Here is an 18,107-nt window from a genome sequence, read left to right on the forward strand (position 1 = left end):
TTATATCACGTTTTCCATACAAGGGAGGTTCCATGAACACGAATTATCTGATTCAGCATATTTCCTATCATCTTCATACGTTTGTCCGGTCCTATTCTCTTAACAAACAACTGCTAAGCTCTTTCTGTGCCCGCATGAATTTTGATGACATGCCGCTGGCATTGCCCGGGACCCGGGAGTTTATCCTGGATATCCCGCCGGCTAAGCTACCTTTGCTTACTTCTGTTAACGGTGAAATCGTTTACGCAGCGGTTGCCGCACCGGACCGGCTTTTCCTGATCGGTCCCGTATGCTTTAACACTCCCGTACAGATCAATCACCGGATATCCGGCGCTGCAGTGGATTCCTCCTGGAAGCAGAATATTTTCTGCTGTGATTTCGATGATTTCGCCAGGGATGTACTTCTGATACACAATCTGTTTCAGGACAATGCGCTTGATATGGATGATTTGATCTCGTTAAACTGCGTGGATCCTATGACCAGTGAATACGTTCACAAGAATTTTTCGGAGCTGGTATTTGAAAATCGGGAATCCGGAAAAAAACACAATCCTTTTGACCAGGAGATCCGGGAATTCACCAGTATTGAAAATGGGGATATCAGGCAGCTTGAGCAGAGCTGGGCGGAAGACTACACCGGAAAGCTCGGTACATTGGCAAAAGATAAGATGAGGAGCTTTAAAAATATCTGCATCGTTGTCATCACACTTGCGAGCCGTGCAGCCATCCGGGGCGGAGTCAGCCCGGAAATTTCTTTTTCCCTGAGCGATATTTATATCATGAAAATTGAGGAAGCCAGCGATATCGCAACATTGACCCATTTGAAAAACAGTGCGGAATACGAATATGCGATGATGGTGCAGGAAATAAAGGAGCGCAGGAAAGGAAAACAGGAAAGGGAGAAAAATCCGAGGATCGATCTATGCAAGGATTATATTTTTGCTCATCTCCATGGAAAAATCCAGGTTGCAGAGATCGCAGAAAAATTAGATATGAACCCGAAATACTTATCAGATCTTTTTAAACAATGGGAGGGGATATCCATTACCGATTATATCCTGAATGAAAAAATAAAACTGGCAAAAAACCTTCTGGTTTATTCCAGATACCATTATATTGAAATAGCGGCTTATCTTGGCTTTTCCTCTCAAAGCCATCTGGGAAAGCAGTTTAAAAAAGTTACTGGCATGACTCTGAAGCAGTATCGTACCAGATACGGAGTGAAGGAATTTATTTAAGCGAAAAACAGCCGCAGAACATTTTCTGCGGCTCCTTCCTCTTCTATCTCTGTTTATCCGAAGACTTATCTAGTTTTTCCTCTCATCCTCCCACACATAAAGGATCCCCTTCTCTTGAAACTCCTTTATCTGTTCTTTGCTGTAACCCAGATCTTTTAAGATCTCCGGCCCCTGCTCTCCGATCAGAGGGCCTCCTTTGTACTCCGGAACGCCCATTTCCTGGAACTTGACCGGCGGCCTTACCAGAGTGCGGACATTCCCATTGCTGTACTGCATTTTATAGAAGCAGTCATTGGCCCACGCCTGCTCATCCTTAAGAATTTCTTCCCAGGACTGGGCAACGCTGAATGCGATGTCGTGTTCCTTTAAAACCGGAATCCATTCTCTGGCCGTTTTCTTTTCCATTGCTTCCATACAGATGTCGTAAACCTCTGTGCCAAGACCTTTGGCCTGAAGATTCCGGATCGGGAAGTAATTCTCATTTTCAATTAAATCTTCTCTTCCCAGCGCCTTCATGAACTGCTTATAGTAGGTGTTATAATCCGGCATACAGGTCTGAATGAATCTGTCGTCTTTTGTCCGCCAGGCCGCATTAAAGGGGTTGGCACTCTCCCTGATGTTAATGGGATATTCCCTTGCCGGACCGTCGTAATTGGCTGCCTGGATCATCATGCCCATGTTATAGACAGCAGTCTCAAACAGACTGGTCTCCACCTTTTCTCCCTGTCCGGTTTCTTTTGCATGGTATAATGCCGCAAGGATTCCTGCCGCAAGGTTCATAGCCACGTTATGATCGCCCACCCCTGGAACCACGTTCATCGGAACCGTTCCTCTCTGGCGGAGGGAATGGAGATAGCCCCCTCTTGCAAAGAATGCCGTGAAATCAAATCCCGGGAGATCCTTATCCGGGCCGTATTCTCCGTATCCGGTTACCATGGCGTAAACCAGCTTCGGATATTTCACCTTTAATGTTTCATAGTCAAGCCCCGCCCGTTCAAGGGCCTGGACCCTCCAGTTTGTAATCAGTACATCCGCATCCTCCAAAAGCTTAAAAAATGCCTCTTTTCCTTCGGGCGCCTTCATGTTGAGAGAGATGCACCGCTTGTTTCCGTTTTCTAAGTCCCAGGTCGTATTTTCATACATGTCAAGAGGCCTTCCTTCGGATGGGGCCGTATGTCTTAACGGATCTCCCTTGGCAGATTCGATTTTAATGACATCCGCTCCGCAGTCCGCAAGGAAACGTCCCGCGCCTGCAGCCGCAATAAAGGTTGCCAGCTCTACTACCTTGATTCCATTAAGCAGTTTCTTTTCCATTTTAAATCCCTCCTTTATTTGTCCAGCGCTTCTATTAGCGCGGGGATCACCTGATAAAGATCCCCTACGATGCCGTAATCGGCCACTTCAAAAATCGGAGCCCCCGGATTTTTATTGATCGCAATGATCTGCTCCGAATTCTGCATACCTGCCACATGCTGAATGGCACCGGAAATGCCGCAGGCAAAATACAGCTTGGGCCGCACCGTGGTTCCGGTCTGTCCCACCTGATACGAATGGTCGATCCAGCCTGCGTCAACCGCAGCACGGCTTGCTGCGACAACACCGCCCAGCTTATCGGCCAGCTTCTTTAACAGTTCAAAGCCTTCGGCGCCGCCAAGCCCCATACCGCCGGATACGATGATCTCCGCGTCGGTTAAGGATACCGCCTCTCCTGCCTGCTTCACCACCTCAAGGATGCGGGTCCTTAAGTCCTCTTTTTTTAAATTCACGGAAAGAGGAATGACCTGGCCCTTCCGGCCCTCCTGCCTTTCGGCTTTTTCCATAACTCCCGGGCGTACTGTGGACATCTGGGGCCTGTGGTTCGGACAGACGATGGTTGCCATTAAATTTCCGCCAAAGGCCGGGCGGGTCTGCTTGATTTTCTTATCCTCCGGATCGATCTCCAGCCTGGTGCAGTCGGCAGTCAGCCCGGTATTGCAGCGGACTGCCAGGCAGGGACCTAAATCCCTGCCGATGTGGGTAGCTCCCAGAAGGACGATTTCAGGCTTATACGATTTGACCGCATCGTGAATGACCGCCGTATAAGCACCGGTGCGGTAGGACTCCAGTTCTTTCTGATCTGCGAGATAGACTTTATCCGCTCCATATTCAAACAGCTCATCCACAAGACCTTCCACCTGGCTTCCGCATAAAACGGTACAAAGGCTGCATCCGATCTGATCCGCCAGCTTCCGTCCTTCTCCCAGAAGCTCCCTCACCACCGGCATGAGCGCTCCTTCTCTTTGCTCCGCAAATACCCATACATCCCGGTACTCTGATAAATCAGCAGTTTCCTTTCGCTCTTCTTCCTTTTCTATTGCATGAAACGGACACTTTTCCACGCAGACACCGCAGCCGGTACAGGCGGTACCAATGACGGCCAGCTTATTTTCCATTGTAATTGCTTCGAATGGGCAGTTCTTCACGCAGACAGAACAGCCCCTGCATTTTTCTTTTATTACATTTACTGCCATGTGAACCTTCCTCCTTTTTCCGGGTCTTAAAGATAATGCTTCTCTCTCAGTTTTTCTGTCAAAAGCTCTGCCATTTCGGCCGCTGTTCCGGCGAGCATTTCCCCTTTTCCCTTGGGAGCAGGAGTAAAGGAACGGAAAACCTGGGTCGGGGAAGCATTTAAACCGCAGTCTTTCGGATCCAGTCCGACATCCTCATGGTTCCATATGGTAACCTTTTTTGCATATGCGTCAATGATGCCGCCTATGCTCATGTAGCGCGGCTCATTTAATTCTTTTACCGCAGTAAGAAGACAGGGCATCTGGACTTCCAGAATTTCATACCCGTTTTCCAGCTGCCTTTGTACAATGGCCTTTCCCTCACAAAGCTTCACATCCTGCACATAGGTCACAACCGGGATCCCAAGTCTTAAAGCTGCCTGGGGGCCGACCTGGGCCGTATCCCCGTCAATGGCCTGGCGTCCTGCAAAAATAACATCATAATCCCCGATTTTCTTAATACCGGCGGCAATGGTGGTGGAGGTGGCACAGGTGTCGGCCCCGCCAAAAGCGCGGTCACTGAGCAGATAAGCCTCATCCGCTCCCATAGCCAGGCATTCTCTTAACATATCGTCGGCCTGAGGCGGTCCCATGGTGATGACGGAAACCGTGGTTCCCGGCGTTTCGTCTTTTATTTTCAATGCCTCTTCCAGGGCATTTGCATCATCCGGATTTAAAATGCTGGGAACTCCGTCGCGGATCAATGTGCCCTTTACCGGATCAATTTTGACCTCATTGGTATCCGGCACCTGTTTCACACAAACCAAAATCTTCATCGTCTTCATTACTCCTTCCGTGTAGTCATTATTTCTTAAGCAGTTTTCCGGAAATCACCAGCTGCTGGATCTGTGAGGTGCCTTCGTAGATGGTGAACACACGGCAGTCCCGGTACATGCGCTCGATCTTATAATCCTTGATGAAGCCGTAGCCGCCATGAATCTGGAGGGCCTTTGAAGCGATTTCATTGCAGACCTCGGAAGCGTAGTATTTTGCCATAGAAGCCTCCATACTTGCAGGCTGATGGGTGTCCATTAAATAGGCGGTCTTATAAACCAGCTGCTTAGCCGCCTCCAGCTTTGTGGCCATATCTGCGATCATAAAGGCGATCGCCTGGAAATCCCCGATCCGTTTTCCGAACTGTTTCCTTTCCTTTGCATATTTGACCGCCTCGTCTAAGGCTCCCTGGGCAACTCCGATTGACTGGGCAGCCACTCCCATGCGGCCGGTATCCAGGGTCTTCATGGCGTTTATGAAGCCCATGCCTTCCTCTCCTAAAAGGTTCTCTGCCGGAATCCTTGCGTTATCCATGATGATATCGCTGGTGGCACAGCCGATAACCCCCATTTTATGTTCCGGCTTTCCGCAGGATATTCCAGGAGTATGTTTCATATCCACGATAAAAGCGCTGATGCCTTTTGTCCCTTTTGTTACATCCGTTTTTGCATAAACCACCGCATAGTCCGCCAAAGGCGCCATGGTGATGAAGGTCTTTCTTCCATTTAATATGTAGGAATCCCCTTCCCTTCGCGCAGTGGACTGCATACCGCCTGCATCAGAACCGGCACCCGGTTCCGTCAGGGCAAAGCAGAGCTTTTTCTCACCGCTTATCAATGGGGGAAGGTACTTTCTTTTCTGTTCCTCCGTGCCTGATAATAAAAGGGGGCCTCCGGAAAGGGAATTGGGGGAAGATACATAAATGCTTGCAACCCCGCTGACCCGCGCTATTTCCTCCATCACCAGTACATAACAGCGGGCATCACCGCCTGAACCGCCGTATTCCTTTGGCGTCTTAATGCCGAAGAATCCGGCTTTCCCCATTTTATAAAGGATCTCCTCCGGAAATGTCCCGCTCTCCTCGACCTCATCAAGGATTTCATTGGTCAGTTCTTTTTCCGCAAACTCTTTCGCCAGTTTCCGGACAAGCTCATGCTGTTTTGTAAAATACATGTTGTTTCCTCCTTAACCTCTTTTCGCTAACCGCTTCCCGACTTCCTGCCGTAACGCATGGACCATAACCTTGCCGCTATTACCAAAAGGAAATGAATCAAACCGGTAAACATATTTCGGAACCTTGTAATCCGCCAGATTCTGCCGGACGTATTCTCTGACCCTTTCTTCGGAAAGCTCTGTGCCCGGCTCCGTGATGATACAGGCGGCGATTTCCTCCTGAAGAACCTCGGCATCAACTCCTACCACCTTCACATCCTTGATTTCCGGAAGTTCCAGAATGCAGTTTTCAATTTCCACCGGTGCAATGTTTTCACCGCCCCGGATAATCATTTCTTTTTTCCGCCCTGTTATATGAAGATCACCATCTTCATCCAGATAACCGCAATCTCCGGTATGAAGCCAGCCCTCCTCATCAAGCACTTCTCCGGTTTCCTTCTTCCTGTTATAGTAGCCCTTCATGATGTGATAGCCCCGGGACTGGATTTCCCCAACGCTTCCGGTTTTTGCAGTGCTCTTTCTTTCTTCATCCCAGATCCTTAATTCCGTATAAGGGATCTTTTTTCCTACCGTAAGCGCCTTTCGGGAGACCGGGTCAAAATACCCGGTCATGGTGATCGCAGGGGAAGACTCTGTCTGCCCATAGGAAGGCTGCAGATGTTCCATCTTTAATTCTTCACAGATACTGATATAATCCGAAGGGTGAATGGCAGAACCCGCGATAATTCCGCTCTTTAGGGAGCTTAGATCGTATTCTTTTCTCCTTAAGTTCTTTACCATAGCCAAGAACATACTGGGAACACCGTTTAGAATGGTGCAGGAATTCTTTTGTATGTTTTCCATGACTCCAACAGACTTATAATACTGGTTCACATAGATCGCTGCCCCGGCATGGACAGCGGACAGAATGCCCGCTGTGATGCCAAAGCAGTGGAATAAGGGAACGGATAAGCACATGCGGTCACTCTCATTCCAGTGCATGGAACGTACCATCTCAAAAGAGTTGTTGACCAGGTTCTCATGGCTTAACATCACTCCTTTCGGAACGCCGGAGGTACCGGAGGTGAACAGTATGTTGGCGGTATCCTTTGAAGAGATGTCCCGTTCCGTTTCTCTTAAAAGCCGCTCATCTTCCTCCCTGTTTTCGTTCATTTCACAGCCAGGCAGATGTTCCAGGGAAACGGTCCCTTTTAAGAAGCTGTCCGGAGCAAGAAGACCTGCTTTTGAAATGATTGGCCCGTAGTCCGCATTGCTGCAGTCCTTCCCGTAGAACAGATAGTCTGCATCCGCTTCTTTTAAAACCCGGTCCAATTCCTGTTCCTTATAGCATGTATTGATCGGGAGCACGACTGCCCCTGACTTCATAAACGCAAAATACGCCATGATCCATTCCGGACTGTTGGTCCCCCACAACGCGACATGCTTTCCGCGTGAAATTCCTTTTCTTATAAAGTCAGCTGCCCAAAAATCCGAAATTTCATCCGCCTCTTTCCAGGAGTAACTTCTGTCCTGGTAGCAGATTCCCACTGCATCCGGCGTTAGAACAGCTCTTTTATGAAGCAGTTCTCCGATTGTTTCTGATAAAAGGCCTGTCATATTCATTCTCCTGCTGGGGCGTGTTACCGTCATTTATTTTTCGATTTTCCCCATCGCTTCTCCGATCATCCGGATCAGGAACGGAACCAGTACCACTACAATGGTTATATAACCCAGATATCCATACCCTACCTTTACCAGCGGAAGGAGTCCGAACTGGGCGATGGCAAATGCAAGAATGGTGCATAAGAGCGCACAGATCAACGTTTTTGCCGTAGGCTTTCCGTCATTTCTTCTTTCCTCCGGCTTCTCAAGTGCGACCACAACTCTCTGGACTGCTCCGGCAATCATGTTGACCGCCGTTGATACCGCTCCCAAAATAATGAGAATGGAAATCATCGGGTTCATGAAGCCGGCTCCCACGCCGCCTTTGATCAGAGTGATGACCGGAAGGGGATCCTTGGATAAATCCGGATTGGTTGCAACCGCCATGAGACCCAGTGTGGAAAGCATAATCAGTACGGAGTTTACGATAAAACCGTAAATCATGCTTTTCCCGGCTTCCTTTTCCGATTGAAAGGACTCCGCATGCTGGTATAACAATCCGATGGAAGCCAGCTGGAAAGAACCATAAATAAAGCAGCTCCAGAAAGCAGGACCGGCAGGTGCAGGATCAGCCCCCAAAGTCTTTATGTTTCCTATGATCTCGCCCCAGCTAACGACAATGTTCGGTATGTACACGATCAAAAGACCTGCTATGATGATAACAGACAAAGTGGAAGCCGCTTTTCTTACGAAATTCGTTCCGAAAATAGTCACCACAAAGATAAATAAGCCGATAATCAAGGTACAGGCCATATATGGAATTCCGGTCAGAGACTGCATGGTGGAGCCGCCTGTCGCAAAGGCAACGGATGGCGCCAGGCACAGCAATAATATGTATACCAGCTCATAAAGGTTGGAAAAAATGGGAGCAAATTTTCCGTAAAATTTATTGTTAAAGGTTCTGTAATCATAGGCATCGTGTATTTTTGCAAACCGAAGCCCATACCATTGGAACACCGCTCCGATGGCCTGAGCCAGAATCGGGGTGATGAGTGCCCAGATACCAAAAGCAACGAAATACTGCACTAACTGTGCGCCGGAAGCAAATCCTCCGCCAAACTGTGTTGTAAACCATACGAATGCGACACCCACCGCTACCGGCATTTTATTTTTATCGATCATGTCCTTCTCCTCCTGTTAAAGCATATCTTTGAATGCTTCTATCATGGTTCCTGCCTGTTCGTAATTTACCATTTGCCTGTCTGCTTCTATCTGGATAATAGGAATTCCTGCCCCATCACAGGCTCTTTTCACCATTACATAATCAAATTCTTCCGGATCGCAGAACTTTGTCAGGAGAACCACCACGCCCCTGGCTTTGTATTTCTTGGCCAGATCAACAATATAGCCGGCTCTCTTCTTTTCCGGATCATACAGAACGGAGCAACGGTCCATCCGGGAAAACTTATCCGCAAGTCCTTCCAAAGGTTCCAGTTCCAGATTCACATCAGTACGGTACTGTCTGGATTCATGGGCCACATCATCTGCCACAATCTGCAGCCCGTGCTCATCAAAAATTTTCAGCAGTCCGTCGCTGTCAGCCAGGATTCCGGTGGTGATCACCTTGATTTTGCTTTCCTTCTCCTCTACCTGTGACAAAGCCTCCATGAACTGACAGACAAGTGCCGTATGCTCTTCCTTTTTCATGAAATAAGCACTTTTAAAAATATCCCTTCTCTGGACTGCCGTGATGGAAGGATGCTGTTCCAGAGCCTCTGTCAGCTTTCTCATTGCCACATTATGTTTATTGTAGATTTCATTTGACCGGGCAAGGGAAGCCCCGCTGAATGTTACACCGGCCGCTGCCTCCAGATCTCTTATGACACGCTCATAGGAAGCTTTGGTAAATTCTTTTCCCGCCTCCGGCTTCCGGTTCTGGGGATAGGTCATTGGAATAAAAGGAATGTCCTTCACCGCATATTTCCAGTTCTGCCCCAGACACTTTAAAGAATCGCAGAGGGAGGGGATCACAATGGCTGAAATACCTTCATATTCTCCCCTGATCCCCAGTTCCAGAATGCTCTGCATGATGGAGCAGATAAATGCGGGGAAATACTTTTTTGACTCTTTCAGTTCAATATCAGCCCCCCACGCTCCCATGGGGACAAGTCCCATGGAATGGACCAGCTCTTCCGGCGTATAGACAGGAACACAGGCCACGACCTTCTTTCCCTGTGCCAGATATGCATCTAACTGTTTTTTTGGTGAACACGCAATCTCATGAAAATTTGCTAATAATTCATTCAATGTTGCCATCATTCATTCCCCCTCTTGTTGGATTCCATGATTTCCGTCAGCCCCTGGACTCTTGTTTCATATTGCGCTTCTGAGAAATTACGCGGATCGGCCTGATCACCGTCAAATGAGGTGACCGGTATCCGGCAGTCCTCCCCGATCTGTCGGCTCATCTCATACATGAAGCCGCTCCAAAGCTTACAGGAACGGTTGGTATGAACCAGGAGCCCTTCCGCATGAGTCTTGTTCACAATGCTCTCCCTCTTATCTCTGGCATGCTCTAAGTTCATGGCATTGGGCACATTGCAGTAAGCGCGGATCAGGCCGTCGAAGTCATCGTAAATGAATCCAAAAGCATCGGCATAAATAGTTGCCACCATGTTGATCCCCCTGGATTTCAGGCCGGCAGCCGTGGCTCTTAAATGGGGCCAGCAGGCGATCCCCTCAAACATGATCCGGTATTTTTCCTCTGCACGGAAGGTACTGGTTCCCTCTTTTACCGCTTTTTTGTATTCTTCCAGCAGCGTTTCAAAGGCTTGGGCTGCTTCGACAGTCCCTCTGGCGCAAACGGCCACTGCCATATGATTGAGCAGGTCAAAGCCGTTGAGCGGGGAAGGGGTATACCTGGTGTAAGACGTAGCCTCCAGCCATGCTCTGGAGGTCCTGTTTGAGATTTCCATGACCTCCTTAAACCTTTCATCGCTCCATTTTTTCCCCGTAATCTCCTCCAGCTGCCTGATGGCCGCCAGAAACTGGCTCTTAACATAAGCGGCCTGGGCCTCAGAAACCTCGTAATCAGGATTAAAGGGAATGTCAATGAGAATGAGCGGAATGCCAAGCTCTTTTGCGATGTTTTCATACCATTTGATCATACAGTTGCAGATGTTATTGCAGCAAAGCACGAAATCCGGCAGAGGCATGTTCTGTTCCGGAGTCTCTCCCGTCTTCATGTGTGCCAGGCTGATTCTTGCATAGGCACAGATATCATTGGAATAACCTTCCGCCTCTGAAATTTCACACAGCCGCTGCCCGGCACCTCTTGCCGCAATGGCAGCTGCCTGATTCTCGGGATAGCACACCTTAATGCCCAGTGTCTGAAAAATTTCCTGAGGGAAGTTGCTGGCGCACCAGCCGATTTTTTCTCCTCTGTCCTTTGCCTCCTGGACCTCCTTGTAATGTTTTGCCACGATCTCGTTCAGCTTAAACCTGGCCGAATTGGGATCAATGGTAAATTTCGGTTTTGTTTCTCCTTCACCCATGAAAAATTCCTCCTTTTTATGATTTATCGTAAGCGTAAAGCGCCGCCCCTAAAGCTCCCATCAGCTGGGCCAACGGGGAATAGGTAATTTCAAGGCCCAGCTCCTGTTCCATGGCTTTTCGTACTCCGCCATTTTTCGCAACGCCTCCGCTCATACACACCATTTCTTTCACTCCGGTCCGTTTCGCCAGGGCCGCCACCCTGCTTGCTACTGACTGGCAGATACCGGCTACCAGGTCCGGGATCTCAACTCCATTTGCCAATTGGGATATGACCTCGGATTCGGCAAAAACCGTACAGGTACTGGATATCTTGACTGTCCCCTTTGACAGGGCCGCCTGCTTTTCCAAATCCTCGATCTTCAGCTGAAGGATTCCTGCCATGACATCCAGAAACCGTCCGGTACCCGCCGCACATTTGTCATTCATCAAAAATTCTGCCAGACGCCCGTCAGCACCCAGGGAAAGTACTTTTGCATCCTGGCCCCCAATGTCGATGACGGTCCGCACTTTTGGGAGCAGATGATGGACCCCCCTTGCATGGCAGCTCAGTTCACTCATCTCGCCATCAGCATCTTTTAACAGCTTCCTTCCATATCCGGTTGCGAAAACAGAGGCTATCTCCTCCGGCTTAAGGCTCCCCGCCGCAAGAACTGCCTCAATTGCCCGCCCCGGCCCGTCGGTTCCTGTCCCTGCCGCAATCAGGGATGTGGCCAGAATTTCCTGTCCATCTTTCAGAATGACTGCTTTGGAAGTGGTAGAGCCTATGTCAACTCCTAATGTGAACATGGTCGTTTTCCTTTCTCATTGTTTATTTTGTAACAATCTTTCTTAAAAAAATATAGATGTGTACATGTATACAAGTACCCTCTGAAAAATAATGTATCCTTGTATACATATCGAATCAAAAAATTAAATGTAACAAGATACATTTTTTCATGCATAGATTATCAAAATTTGTCTAATTTGTCAATACTTTTTAAAAAATGTGATAAAGTTTTATATATTATATGGTGTTATTTATTATAACTCATAAACCTCTTTCCTTGTATAATGTCTATTTTGTGACAATCTCTTCTAAAAAAATAGGGGTGTAACATATCGCAGAAACATGTATCCTTGTATACATGTTTCTGTCAAAAAATAAAATGCAACCGGATGCATCGATCCATTTTCATTATAAATGATTTCCAATACCAGTTTCGTTTTTACGGTGGACGGTTAGAAATCCATAAAATTACGGATTTCTGACCGTTCCCTCTCATCCAGCCAGATTAAATGTTTATGAAATACTGAGGGTATTTTTCTTTTGCCTGATCCCTGATTTCGGATATGGTCTCCAGATGGTCCGCCATGGCTTGCTGGGCCCTGATAAAATCTCCGCCCCTGATCTCATCTACAATCCTCCGGTGCTCATCGATCAGGCAGGACATCCGATTACCAAGGGCTACGTCAAAGTTCCGCCATCTTGATATGTGGAGCATTAAATCCTCCAGCAGCTTAATAAGATTATACCGTTCCACACTTTCCGCAATGGCCCGGTGAAATGCCGAATCCAGCTTTTGAAATTCCAGGTCATATCCTTCCACGTTCCGGTAGGCTTCCTGCTTTTCTAGATTATCTTCCAGTTCTTTTACCAGTTTTTGAATTTTCTCATCGTCCTTTTGGGATAACAGCTCATAAAGCTCTTCTTTTTCCACGGCAGTCCTTAAGATCAACAGATCTCCGATCAGTTTTAAATCAATCAGGCTTACATAGGTCCCTCTCTGGGGGTATACCGAAAGAAGCCCCAGCTGATTCAGCCTTGCAAAGGCATTACGGATAACGGTTCTTGACACCCCGTATTCTTCCGCCATCTGATTTTCACTGATCCTGCTTCCAGGCTCCAGTTCCAGCTTCAAAATGCGTTTTCTGATATTGAGAAAAACAAAATCTGCTGAAACCGGCTGGCTATTGCTTTTCATATAGTTCATGCTTCATTCCTTCAATTCTTATTGCTGACTTCTTGTTATAAGCCGATTATACTCTTGATTACAGACTTCTGTCAATTCGTTTCTTATACAGGTAACCAGCAGGAATAAGCATGACCGCCCTTTCCCGGCTGCCGCGTATCCCTTATTTTAAATGCTTATCCAGAGTAAACCCCCTTCCCCGGACCTCCCGGACTCCGTTTATGATGATAAACGCCTTTGGATCAATTTCCTGGACATAATGGTTTAACTGACTCATTTCCCTGTTGGGCAGGATACACAGGACCGCCTTTTGGCTGATATTCTCAAACCCGGTCCGGATCGGCAAAAAGGTGGACCCCCTGTCCATATCCTTCTGAATGAAATCGTTGATTTTCCTGTATTCCCCGCTGATGATTAAAACCTGGACATTGCCCGCACCAAAAAGAAGCACCTGGTTCAATACGATCGAGGTCAGCATGACCGAAAGGATGCCGTAGAGTATCTCCTCTGTGCCGGAATATAACATCTGCACCAGAAGAATTACTATGTCAAAACAGTACATGGCGAATGCCACGGGAATGCGGAATTTTTTGTTGAGAATCAGGGGCGGTATATCCATACCGCCCGTCGAGCCCCCAAGGCGCATGACAATTCCCAGCCCCAGCCCAATTAACATCCCGCCGAACAGCGCAGCCAGCAGCCGGTCGCCGGTCAGATGTTTCAGCGCTTCAATCTTCAAAAACTGATTTAAGAAAACAGGAAATACCAGGGTGCTGACAATGGTTGTAAACGCAAACTGCTTTCCCAAAAGAAAGAATCCCAGAAAAAACATGAACACATTGATGAATCCAACGGTCAGGGACATATCCAAATGGAAAAAATAATCCATGCTTCGCGCAATCCCTGTCGTACCTCCTACCAGAAAATGATTTGGAATGGAAAATGCCGTTAAACCGAAGGCAAAAACAGCATTTCCGGCTGCCACTCCCAGGATCCGAACGAAATTTTTGTTCATTTTCATTTCCTCCGTTTAGGGCTGCCTTAAAACCGCAGCCCGTTCCTTTTACCCGGTTAATCCAGATTCAGCCTGATTCCGGTCTCATATTTTACATCGTCAACGATCACCCTCACATCAAATACTCCGTGGAGCCCTTCCTTGTCCACGTTTAAGGTTACTTCCCGGTCATCCTTTGGAAGGAAAGTTCCGGAGCACATGGCTAAGAATTTTTGTGCACTTGTTGATATGAAATAGCGGTGTACCTCCTCCGGGTCATCCGCCTTTTCCAGCTGGAACATAACAAGCTGCCCTCTTCGAAACATAGCCTTAAATACCATGCGGTCATCCTCTTCCGTAAGCTTTGCCTTACAAGAGGAAGGAAGCAGTTCTCCTGATGCTTCTGCCGGAACCTCTGTATCAAACTCTCCGGTAACCCCAAGGCTTCCCAGGACACGCCCCATACCCAGGGTTACATTCTCCCCCTCGTGATACAGCCTCATCTTTTCAGCGCGGTAATAATTGGAGGGCAGATGCATTTCATAAACGACCTCTCCGTCCTTAACCTCAACGGTAATGCTCTTTAAAACACATTCCGGATCCTCTAAATTCATGTAAACCGGAAGCTCCTCGCAAGTCACGCCGTGATTGCAGCCCATGCCTCCGGAATGCACCAGATAATGGCCGTCCCCGTAATACTCCACATTGGAAATGTAGGATGAAAAGAAATCGTTTTTCCGTTCCTTTCCAAACTGCCATACCTGTTCAATGGTCCTGTGCTCCGTATCAATGTGATAGCGGACGCCTCTGGAGAAATTTTCACGGTTTAAGCGGTAATTCTCTTTATCCTTCGCGCGCCAGTGACCGTTGTCAAACATCATGATGTCACCGTCAGGGAGGACCATGCAGGCATGCTGTTCATACTGCCAGTCAAAATCCCCGTCTCCGACCGGAGTGAAAAAATACTTCTTTACCATATCGTCGGGCCAGCCCTCCGGATCTCCGATGATCCAGTTTAAAGCTCCGGTTTCAAAGTCAATGTTAATGACGGCATCCTGGTGCCTGCCGGAAAGAGTCAGGGAGTTGGTCTTTTTATCGTACCATAACGCATTGTTGTGAAACCAGTCATGCTCCGACCAGCTTCCGGATTTGGCTGCATCCTGAGGCAGAACCTTTTTATAGTCCCAGGACTTTATGATTTCTCCCGTATTCCGGTCCACCAAAACACACACGTCTTCTGTTGTAGCCGCATTCTTCTCCTGAGTCAGAATCAGCAGGTTTCCATCTTCCATCTCAATCTGGTCGTGATGATATCCTCCGGGAATGCGGTATTCTGTATAGATCTTTCCCACTAAATCCATCTCGCAGACTCCTGCCGTATAATAAGGCATATTCAGTAAACGGTTGGATCCGATGAGGATATGGCCGTTCTTCGCCTGCTTCATATCAAATATAAACGGTTCCACCAGATGCCAGCGGCAGTCACCGCGGTAATCATAAGCTCCTGCCAGGGAATCTCCTGACGGCGTCACGAAGATGAGCTGGTCCCCCATATATTCCCTGGTGGTCTTCACATAATCCGCCCGGTAAGGCATGTCCTTAATTTTATCCGTCTGTATCTTCACCTCGCTGTTTTTCCCATTCCCCAGCGTAATCACAACAGTATTTTCATATTCCGGATAGAGCCCCAGAACCGGGAGAATCTGTTCCTTTGCCGCAGGAAAGGTATGGGTGATATCCCCTGCCTCTTCCTTCCCCTTCACCGTAAGCGTGACAGCCTGTTCTTCTGCCGTGGTAAACAATATCATGGCGGCCAGCGGGTTGACAAAGTAAGGATTCAGCACCACATATGGGTTTTCAGCCGTATAGTTCCCGTTCCGCAGTTCCTGCACCATGGCCTGCTCTCTCTCATATTGGCGAACCACCAGATGATTTACCCGTTCATAATCAATTCTATTCATTTCCATTGATACCCCTCCTGTAATTTTGTTAAAATTATAACCCGGTGAGAGGGATAAAAAAATATCCATTGATATTATTTTCGCACAATAAATCGACATTTTCCACATTACCCTTCCTATACTCTGTCATTTATGCTATAATTTTTCTAACATCATTGTCATTGGAGTAAAGAACTTATGAAAAAAAATGAAATGTATCTTCCGGCCATTCGGGCCCTCGGAACCCTGATTCACGTAAAAAAGCACGATTGCCTGTACAACCGCACCCATATCGATAAATATGTATACTGCCTGGAAAAAGGCTTATGTGCGCTCCACAGCGTATCTGCCAGCGGAAAGGAACGGATCTACCAGTATTTTCTTCCCGGGGACTTAATCAGCTTCACTCCCGCCTACCGGCGCAGTTATCCGGATGATACCTTTTATGCCTTTTCCATTACAGCAAAGTCGGCATGCTCCCTGTACCAGATTCCCTACAGCACATTTCTGGATTTTATGGCAAAGCATCCGGAGTTTTACCGGTGGCTTTTTGAAACCACCATAACCCATTATGACAACGCTTTAAGGCACTGCTACACCCTTCAGGATGGAGACAATTTTATCAGCCTCTGCCAGGCACTGAGCGAGCTGGCCATCCTGGAGAATTCCAGATATGTCATCCACAGGGATTTTTCTTATAATGAAATTGCCAGCTATCTCGGCATACATACCATTACGGTCACCCGCCTGATCGGACGTTTAAAGGAAATGGGCGTCATAACCAAGGAAGGGCATGTTACCGTCATCCTGGACATGGACAGGCTCACCCGGCTGGCCCGGGGGGAAAAATAAGGAAACACTTCAAAACCCGCTGTTTTTCAGGAATTCCCTGAAAACAGCGGGTCTATTTTATTTATTTTCTGTGTGTTTAATGGAAATTCCGGTGAAGCCATAAAGAATGGAGAATAACGGCGTCAGCCATAAGAGGGGGACGAACAGGATATACTGGGACCATGCCACCCCTAGGGTTCCTGCCATATAAATTCCATACCCATGCCACGGAATCATGGGGCCGGCCAGAGTTCCGCTGTCCTCTAAGCATCTGGACAAAATTCTGGGCTCCACCTTTCTCTCTTTAAAAAGAGGCTGCATCAGACGTCCGGTCAGAACATGGGACATGGGGCTGGAGCAGCTGATGATGCTGGTCACATATCCTACGATGATTGTGGCAAGGATCAGAGAACCGTCGCTGTTGATCTTCTTTGTAAAGATGGAAAGAATCTTATTTAATACTCCCAAACGGTCCAGCATACCGCCCATTCCGACCGCAAAGGTGATAATCGCCACATACTGAAGCATACTGCTCATTCCGCCGCGGTTTAATATGGACTTTAATACCGTTATATCCGTATCGCTGGTAAATCCGCTGTAGCATACTTTTAAAACGGTCTGCAGACTGGCACCCTGTATAAAAATTGCCACGAGAGCTCCTGCAACTGCGCCGATTCCAAGGGCTTCAAAAGCACCGACCCGGAACATTAAAAGTACAATGATCAGGATAGCCGGCAGCAGAGTCACAAAGCCGATATGGAAGTTTCCCTCCAGATAGCCGGTATAAGAACTTAAATCTCCCGTATCATAGCCGCCGCTTGTCTGGGTTATGCCAAGTACGGTAAAAATGATGATGCTGATGATCATTGGAGGGACCGTGGTCCACAGCATGCTCTTAACATGATCCCCCAGCTTTGCTCCCGCCACTGCCGGAGCAAGATTCGTGGTATCGGAAAACGGGCTTAATTTATCCCCGAACATCGCACCGCAGATAACGGCTCCCGCCACCATTCCGGGATTTAATCCCATTGCATGCCCTATGGCCATCATAGCCACTCCCGCACTGCCGGCGGACCCGTAGGAGGTTCCGGTAACCAAACTTAACACAGCGGTAAATATCAGGGTGAATGCCAGCAGAAATGCCGGATTAATGGATTTCAGCCCGTAAACAATGATTGTGGGAATGGTCCCGGATATCATCCAGGTTCCGATGAGTACACCGATCGCCATCAATATGGTCATGGTGGGCAATACGACCTTTAATGCATCAAAAGCTCCCTGCTGAATCTGCTTGTAATCGATCTTAAGTACCAGGCAGAATGCATAAATAATCAACCAGGAAAAAAACAGGCCCATCATAGGTCCCCCGACCTTTAACCGGATGCAGACCGCTACGGAAGCAATGATCAATACCATCAAAAGCGCCGATTGCAGCCCATTCAGTGTCTTACACTGCTTTTCTTTTGTATCCATAAATCTTACTCCTCCAATAGTTGTATTTTAATGCTGTATAATATCAACATTAT

15 protein-coding genes are annotated in these 18,107 nt (G+C 47.8%); 2 read left to right on the plus strand and 13 right to left on the minus strand.

Annotated elements, in window-relative coordinates; translation table 11 throughout:
- Positions 1 to 32 precede the first annotated feature (32 nt).
- The gene (locus BQ9856_RS15165) at positions 33 to 1,238 is read left to right on the plus strand and encodes a helix-turn-helix domain-containing protein (RefSeq protein WP_159442010.1); all 1,206 of its coding nucleotides are present in this window, start codon (positions 33 to 35) and stop codon (positions 1,236 to 1,238) included.
- A 69-nt stretch (positions 1,239 to 1,307) separates the two neighbouring features.
- Here BQ9856_RS15165 and BQ9856_RS15170 read toward each other — a convergent pair whose 3' ends face one another.
- The 12 genes from BQ9856_RS15170 to BQ9856_RS15225 form a co-directional block, all read right to left on the minus strand.
- The gene (locus BQ9856_RS15170; RefSeq protein WP_077611785.1) at positions 1,308 to 2,552 is read right to left on the minus strand and encodes a CaiB/BaiF CoA transferase family protein; all 1,245 of its coding nucleotides are present in this window, start codon (positions 2,550 to 2,552) and stop codon (positions 1,308 to 1,310) included.
- Positions 2,553 to 2,566: 14 nt separating this feature from the next.
- Entirely contained in the window at positions 2,567 to 3,748 is a 1,182-nt protein-coding gene (locus tag BQ9856_RS15175; RefSeq protein ID WP_077611786.1) for an electron transfer flavoprotein subunit alpha/FixB family protein, read from the minus strand.
- 26 nt (positions 3,749 to 3,774) lie between these two features.
- Complete coding sequence (gene etfB / locus BQ9856_RS15180) at positions 3,775 to 4,560, minus strand: electron transfer flavoprotein subunit beta (RefSeq protein ID WP_077611787.1); 786 nt, start codon at positions 4,558 to 4,560, stop codon at positions 3,775 to 3,777.
- A gap of 28 nt (positions 4,561 to 4,588) precedes the next feature.
- Positions 4,589 to 5,731, minus strand: coding sequence for an acyl-CoA dehydrogenase family protein (locus BQ9856_RS15185; protein ID WP_077611788.1), 1,143 nt, complete (start codon positions 5,729 to 5,731; stop codon positions 4,589 to 4,591).
- A gap of 12 nt (positions 5,732 to 5,743) precedes the next feature.
- Complete coding sequence (locus tag BQ9856_RS15190) at positions 5,744 to 7,327, minus strand: AMP-binding protein (RefSeq protein ID WP_159442011.1); 1,584 nt, start codon at positions 7,325 to 7,327, stop codon at positions 5,744 to 5,746.
- A gap of 33 nt (positions 7,328 to 7,360) precedes the next feature.
- Positions 7,361 to 8,494, minus strand: a complete 1,134-nt coding sequence (locus BQ9856_RS15195; RefSeq protein ID WP_077611790.1) for a YkvI family membrane protein — start codon at positions 8,492 to 8,494, stop codon at positions 7,361 to 7,363.
- 15 nt (positions 8,495 to 8,509) lie between these two features.
- Entirely contained in the window at positions 8,510 to 9,631 is a 1,122-nt protein-coding gene (locus BQ9856_RS15200; protein ID WP_442855535.1) for a 2-hydroxyacyl-CoA dehydratase subunit D, read from the minus strand.
- On the minus strand, positions 9,628 to 10,866 hold the full coding sequence (locus BQ9856_RS15205) for a 2-hydroxyacyl-CoA dehydratase subunit D (RefSeq protein ID WP_077611791.1): 1,239 nt from the start codon (positions 10,864 to 10,866) through the stop codon (positions 9,628 to 9,630). The genes BQ9856_RS15200 and BQ9856_RS15205 overlap by 4 nt, the downstream gene beginning before the upstream one ends.
- A gap of 16 nt (positions 10,867 to 10,882) precedes the next feature.
- Positions 10,883 to 11,653 (minus strand): acyl-CoA dehydratase activase, encoded by a 771-nt coding sequence (locus tag BQ9856_RS15210; RefSeq protein WP_077611792.1) that lies wholly within the window; start codon positions 11,651 to 11,653, stop codon positions 10,883 to 10,885.
- 485 nt (positions 11,654 to 12,138) lie between these two features.
- A complete protein-coding gene (locus BQ9856_RS15215) occupies positions 12,139 to 12,837 on the minus strand; it encodes a GntR family transcriptional regulator (RefSeq protein ID WP_077611793.1) in 699 nt (232 codons plus the stop codon).
- 142 nt (positions 12,838 to 12,979) lie between these two features.
- Positions 12,980 to 13,831, minus strand: coding sequence for a YitT family protein (locus BQ9856_RS15220; RefSeq protein ID WP_077611794.1), 852 nt, complete (start codon positions 13,829 to 13,831; stop codon positions 12,980 to 12,982).
- Positions 13,832 to 13,887: 56 nt separating this feature from the next.
- On the minus strand, positions 13,888 to 15,771 hold the full coding sequence (locus BQ9856_RS15225) for an aryl-sulfate sulfotransferase (RefSeq protein ID WP_442855592.1): 1,884 nt from the start codon (positions 15,769 to 15,771) through the stop codon (positions 13,888 to 13,890).
- Positions 15,772 to 15,948: 177 nt separating this feature from the next.
- On the opposite strand from BQ9856_RS15225, the gene BQ9856_RS15230 reads away from it, so the two are divergent.
- Positions 15,949 to 16,602: a Crp/Fnr family transcriptional regulator gene (locus BQ9856_RS15230; protein ID WP_077611796.1), complete on the plus strand. Its 654-nt coding sequence runs from the start codon at positions 15,949 to 15,951 to the stop codon at positions 16,600 to 16,602.
- A gap of 57 nt (positions 16,603 to 16,659) precedes the next feature.
- Here the strand turns inward: BQ9856_RS15230 and nhaC are convergent, their stop codons facing one another.
- The gene (gene nhaC, locus BQ9856_RS15235; RefSeq protein WP_077611797.1) at positions 16,660 to 18,054 is read right to left on the minus strand and encodes a Na+/H+ antiporter NhaC; all 1,395 of its coding nucleotides are present in this window, start codon (positions 18,052 to 18,054) and stop codon (positions 16,660 to 16,662) included.
- Between the last annotated feature and the right edge of the window lie 53 nt (positions 18,055 to 18,107).

Origin of the sequence: Clostridium sp. Marseille-P2415 (assembly GCF_900155545.1) — a bacterium.
Classification (GTDB): Bacteria; Bacillota; Clostridia; order Lachnospirales; family Lachnospiraceae; genus Lacrimispora.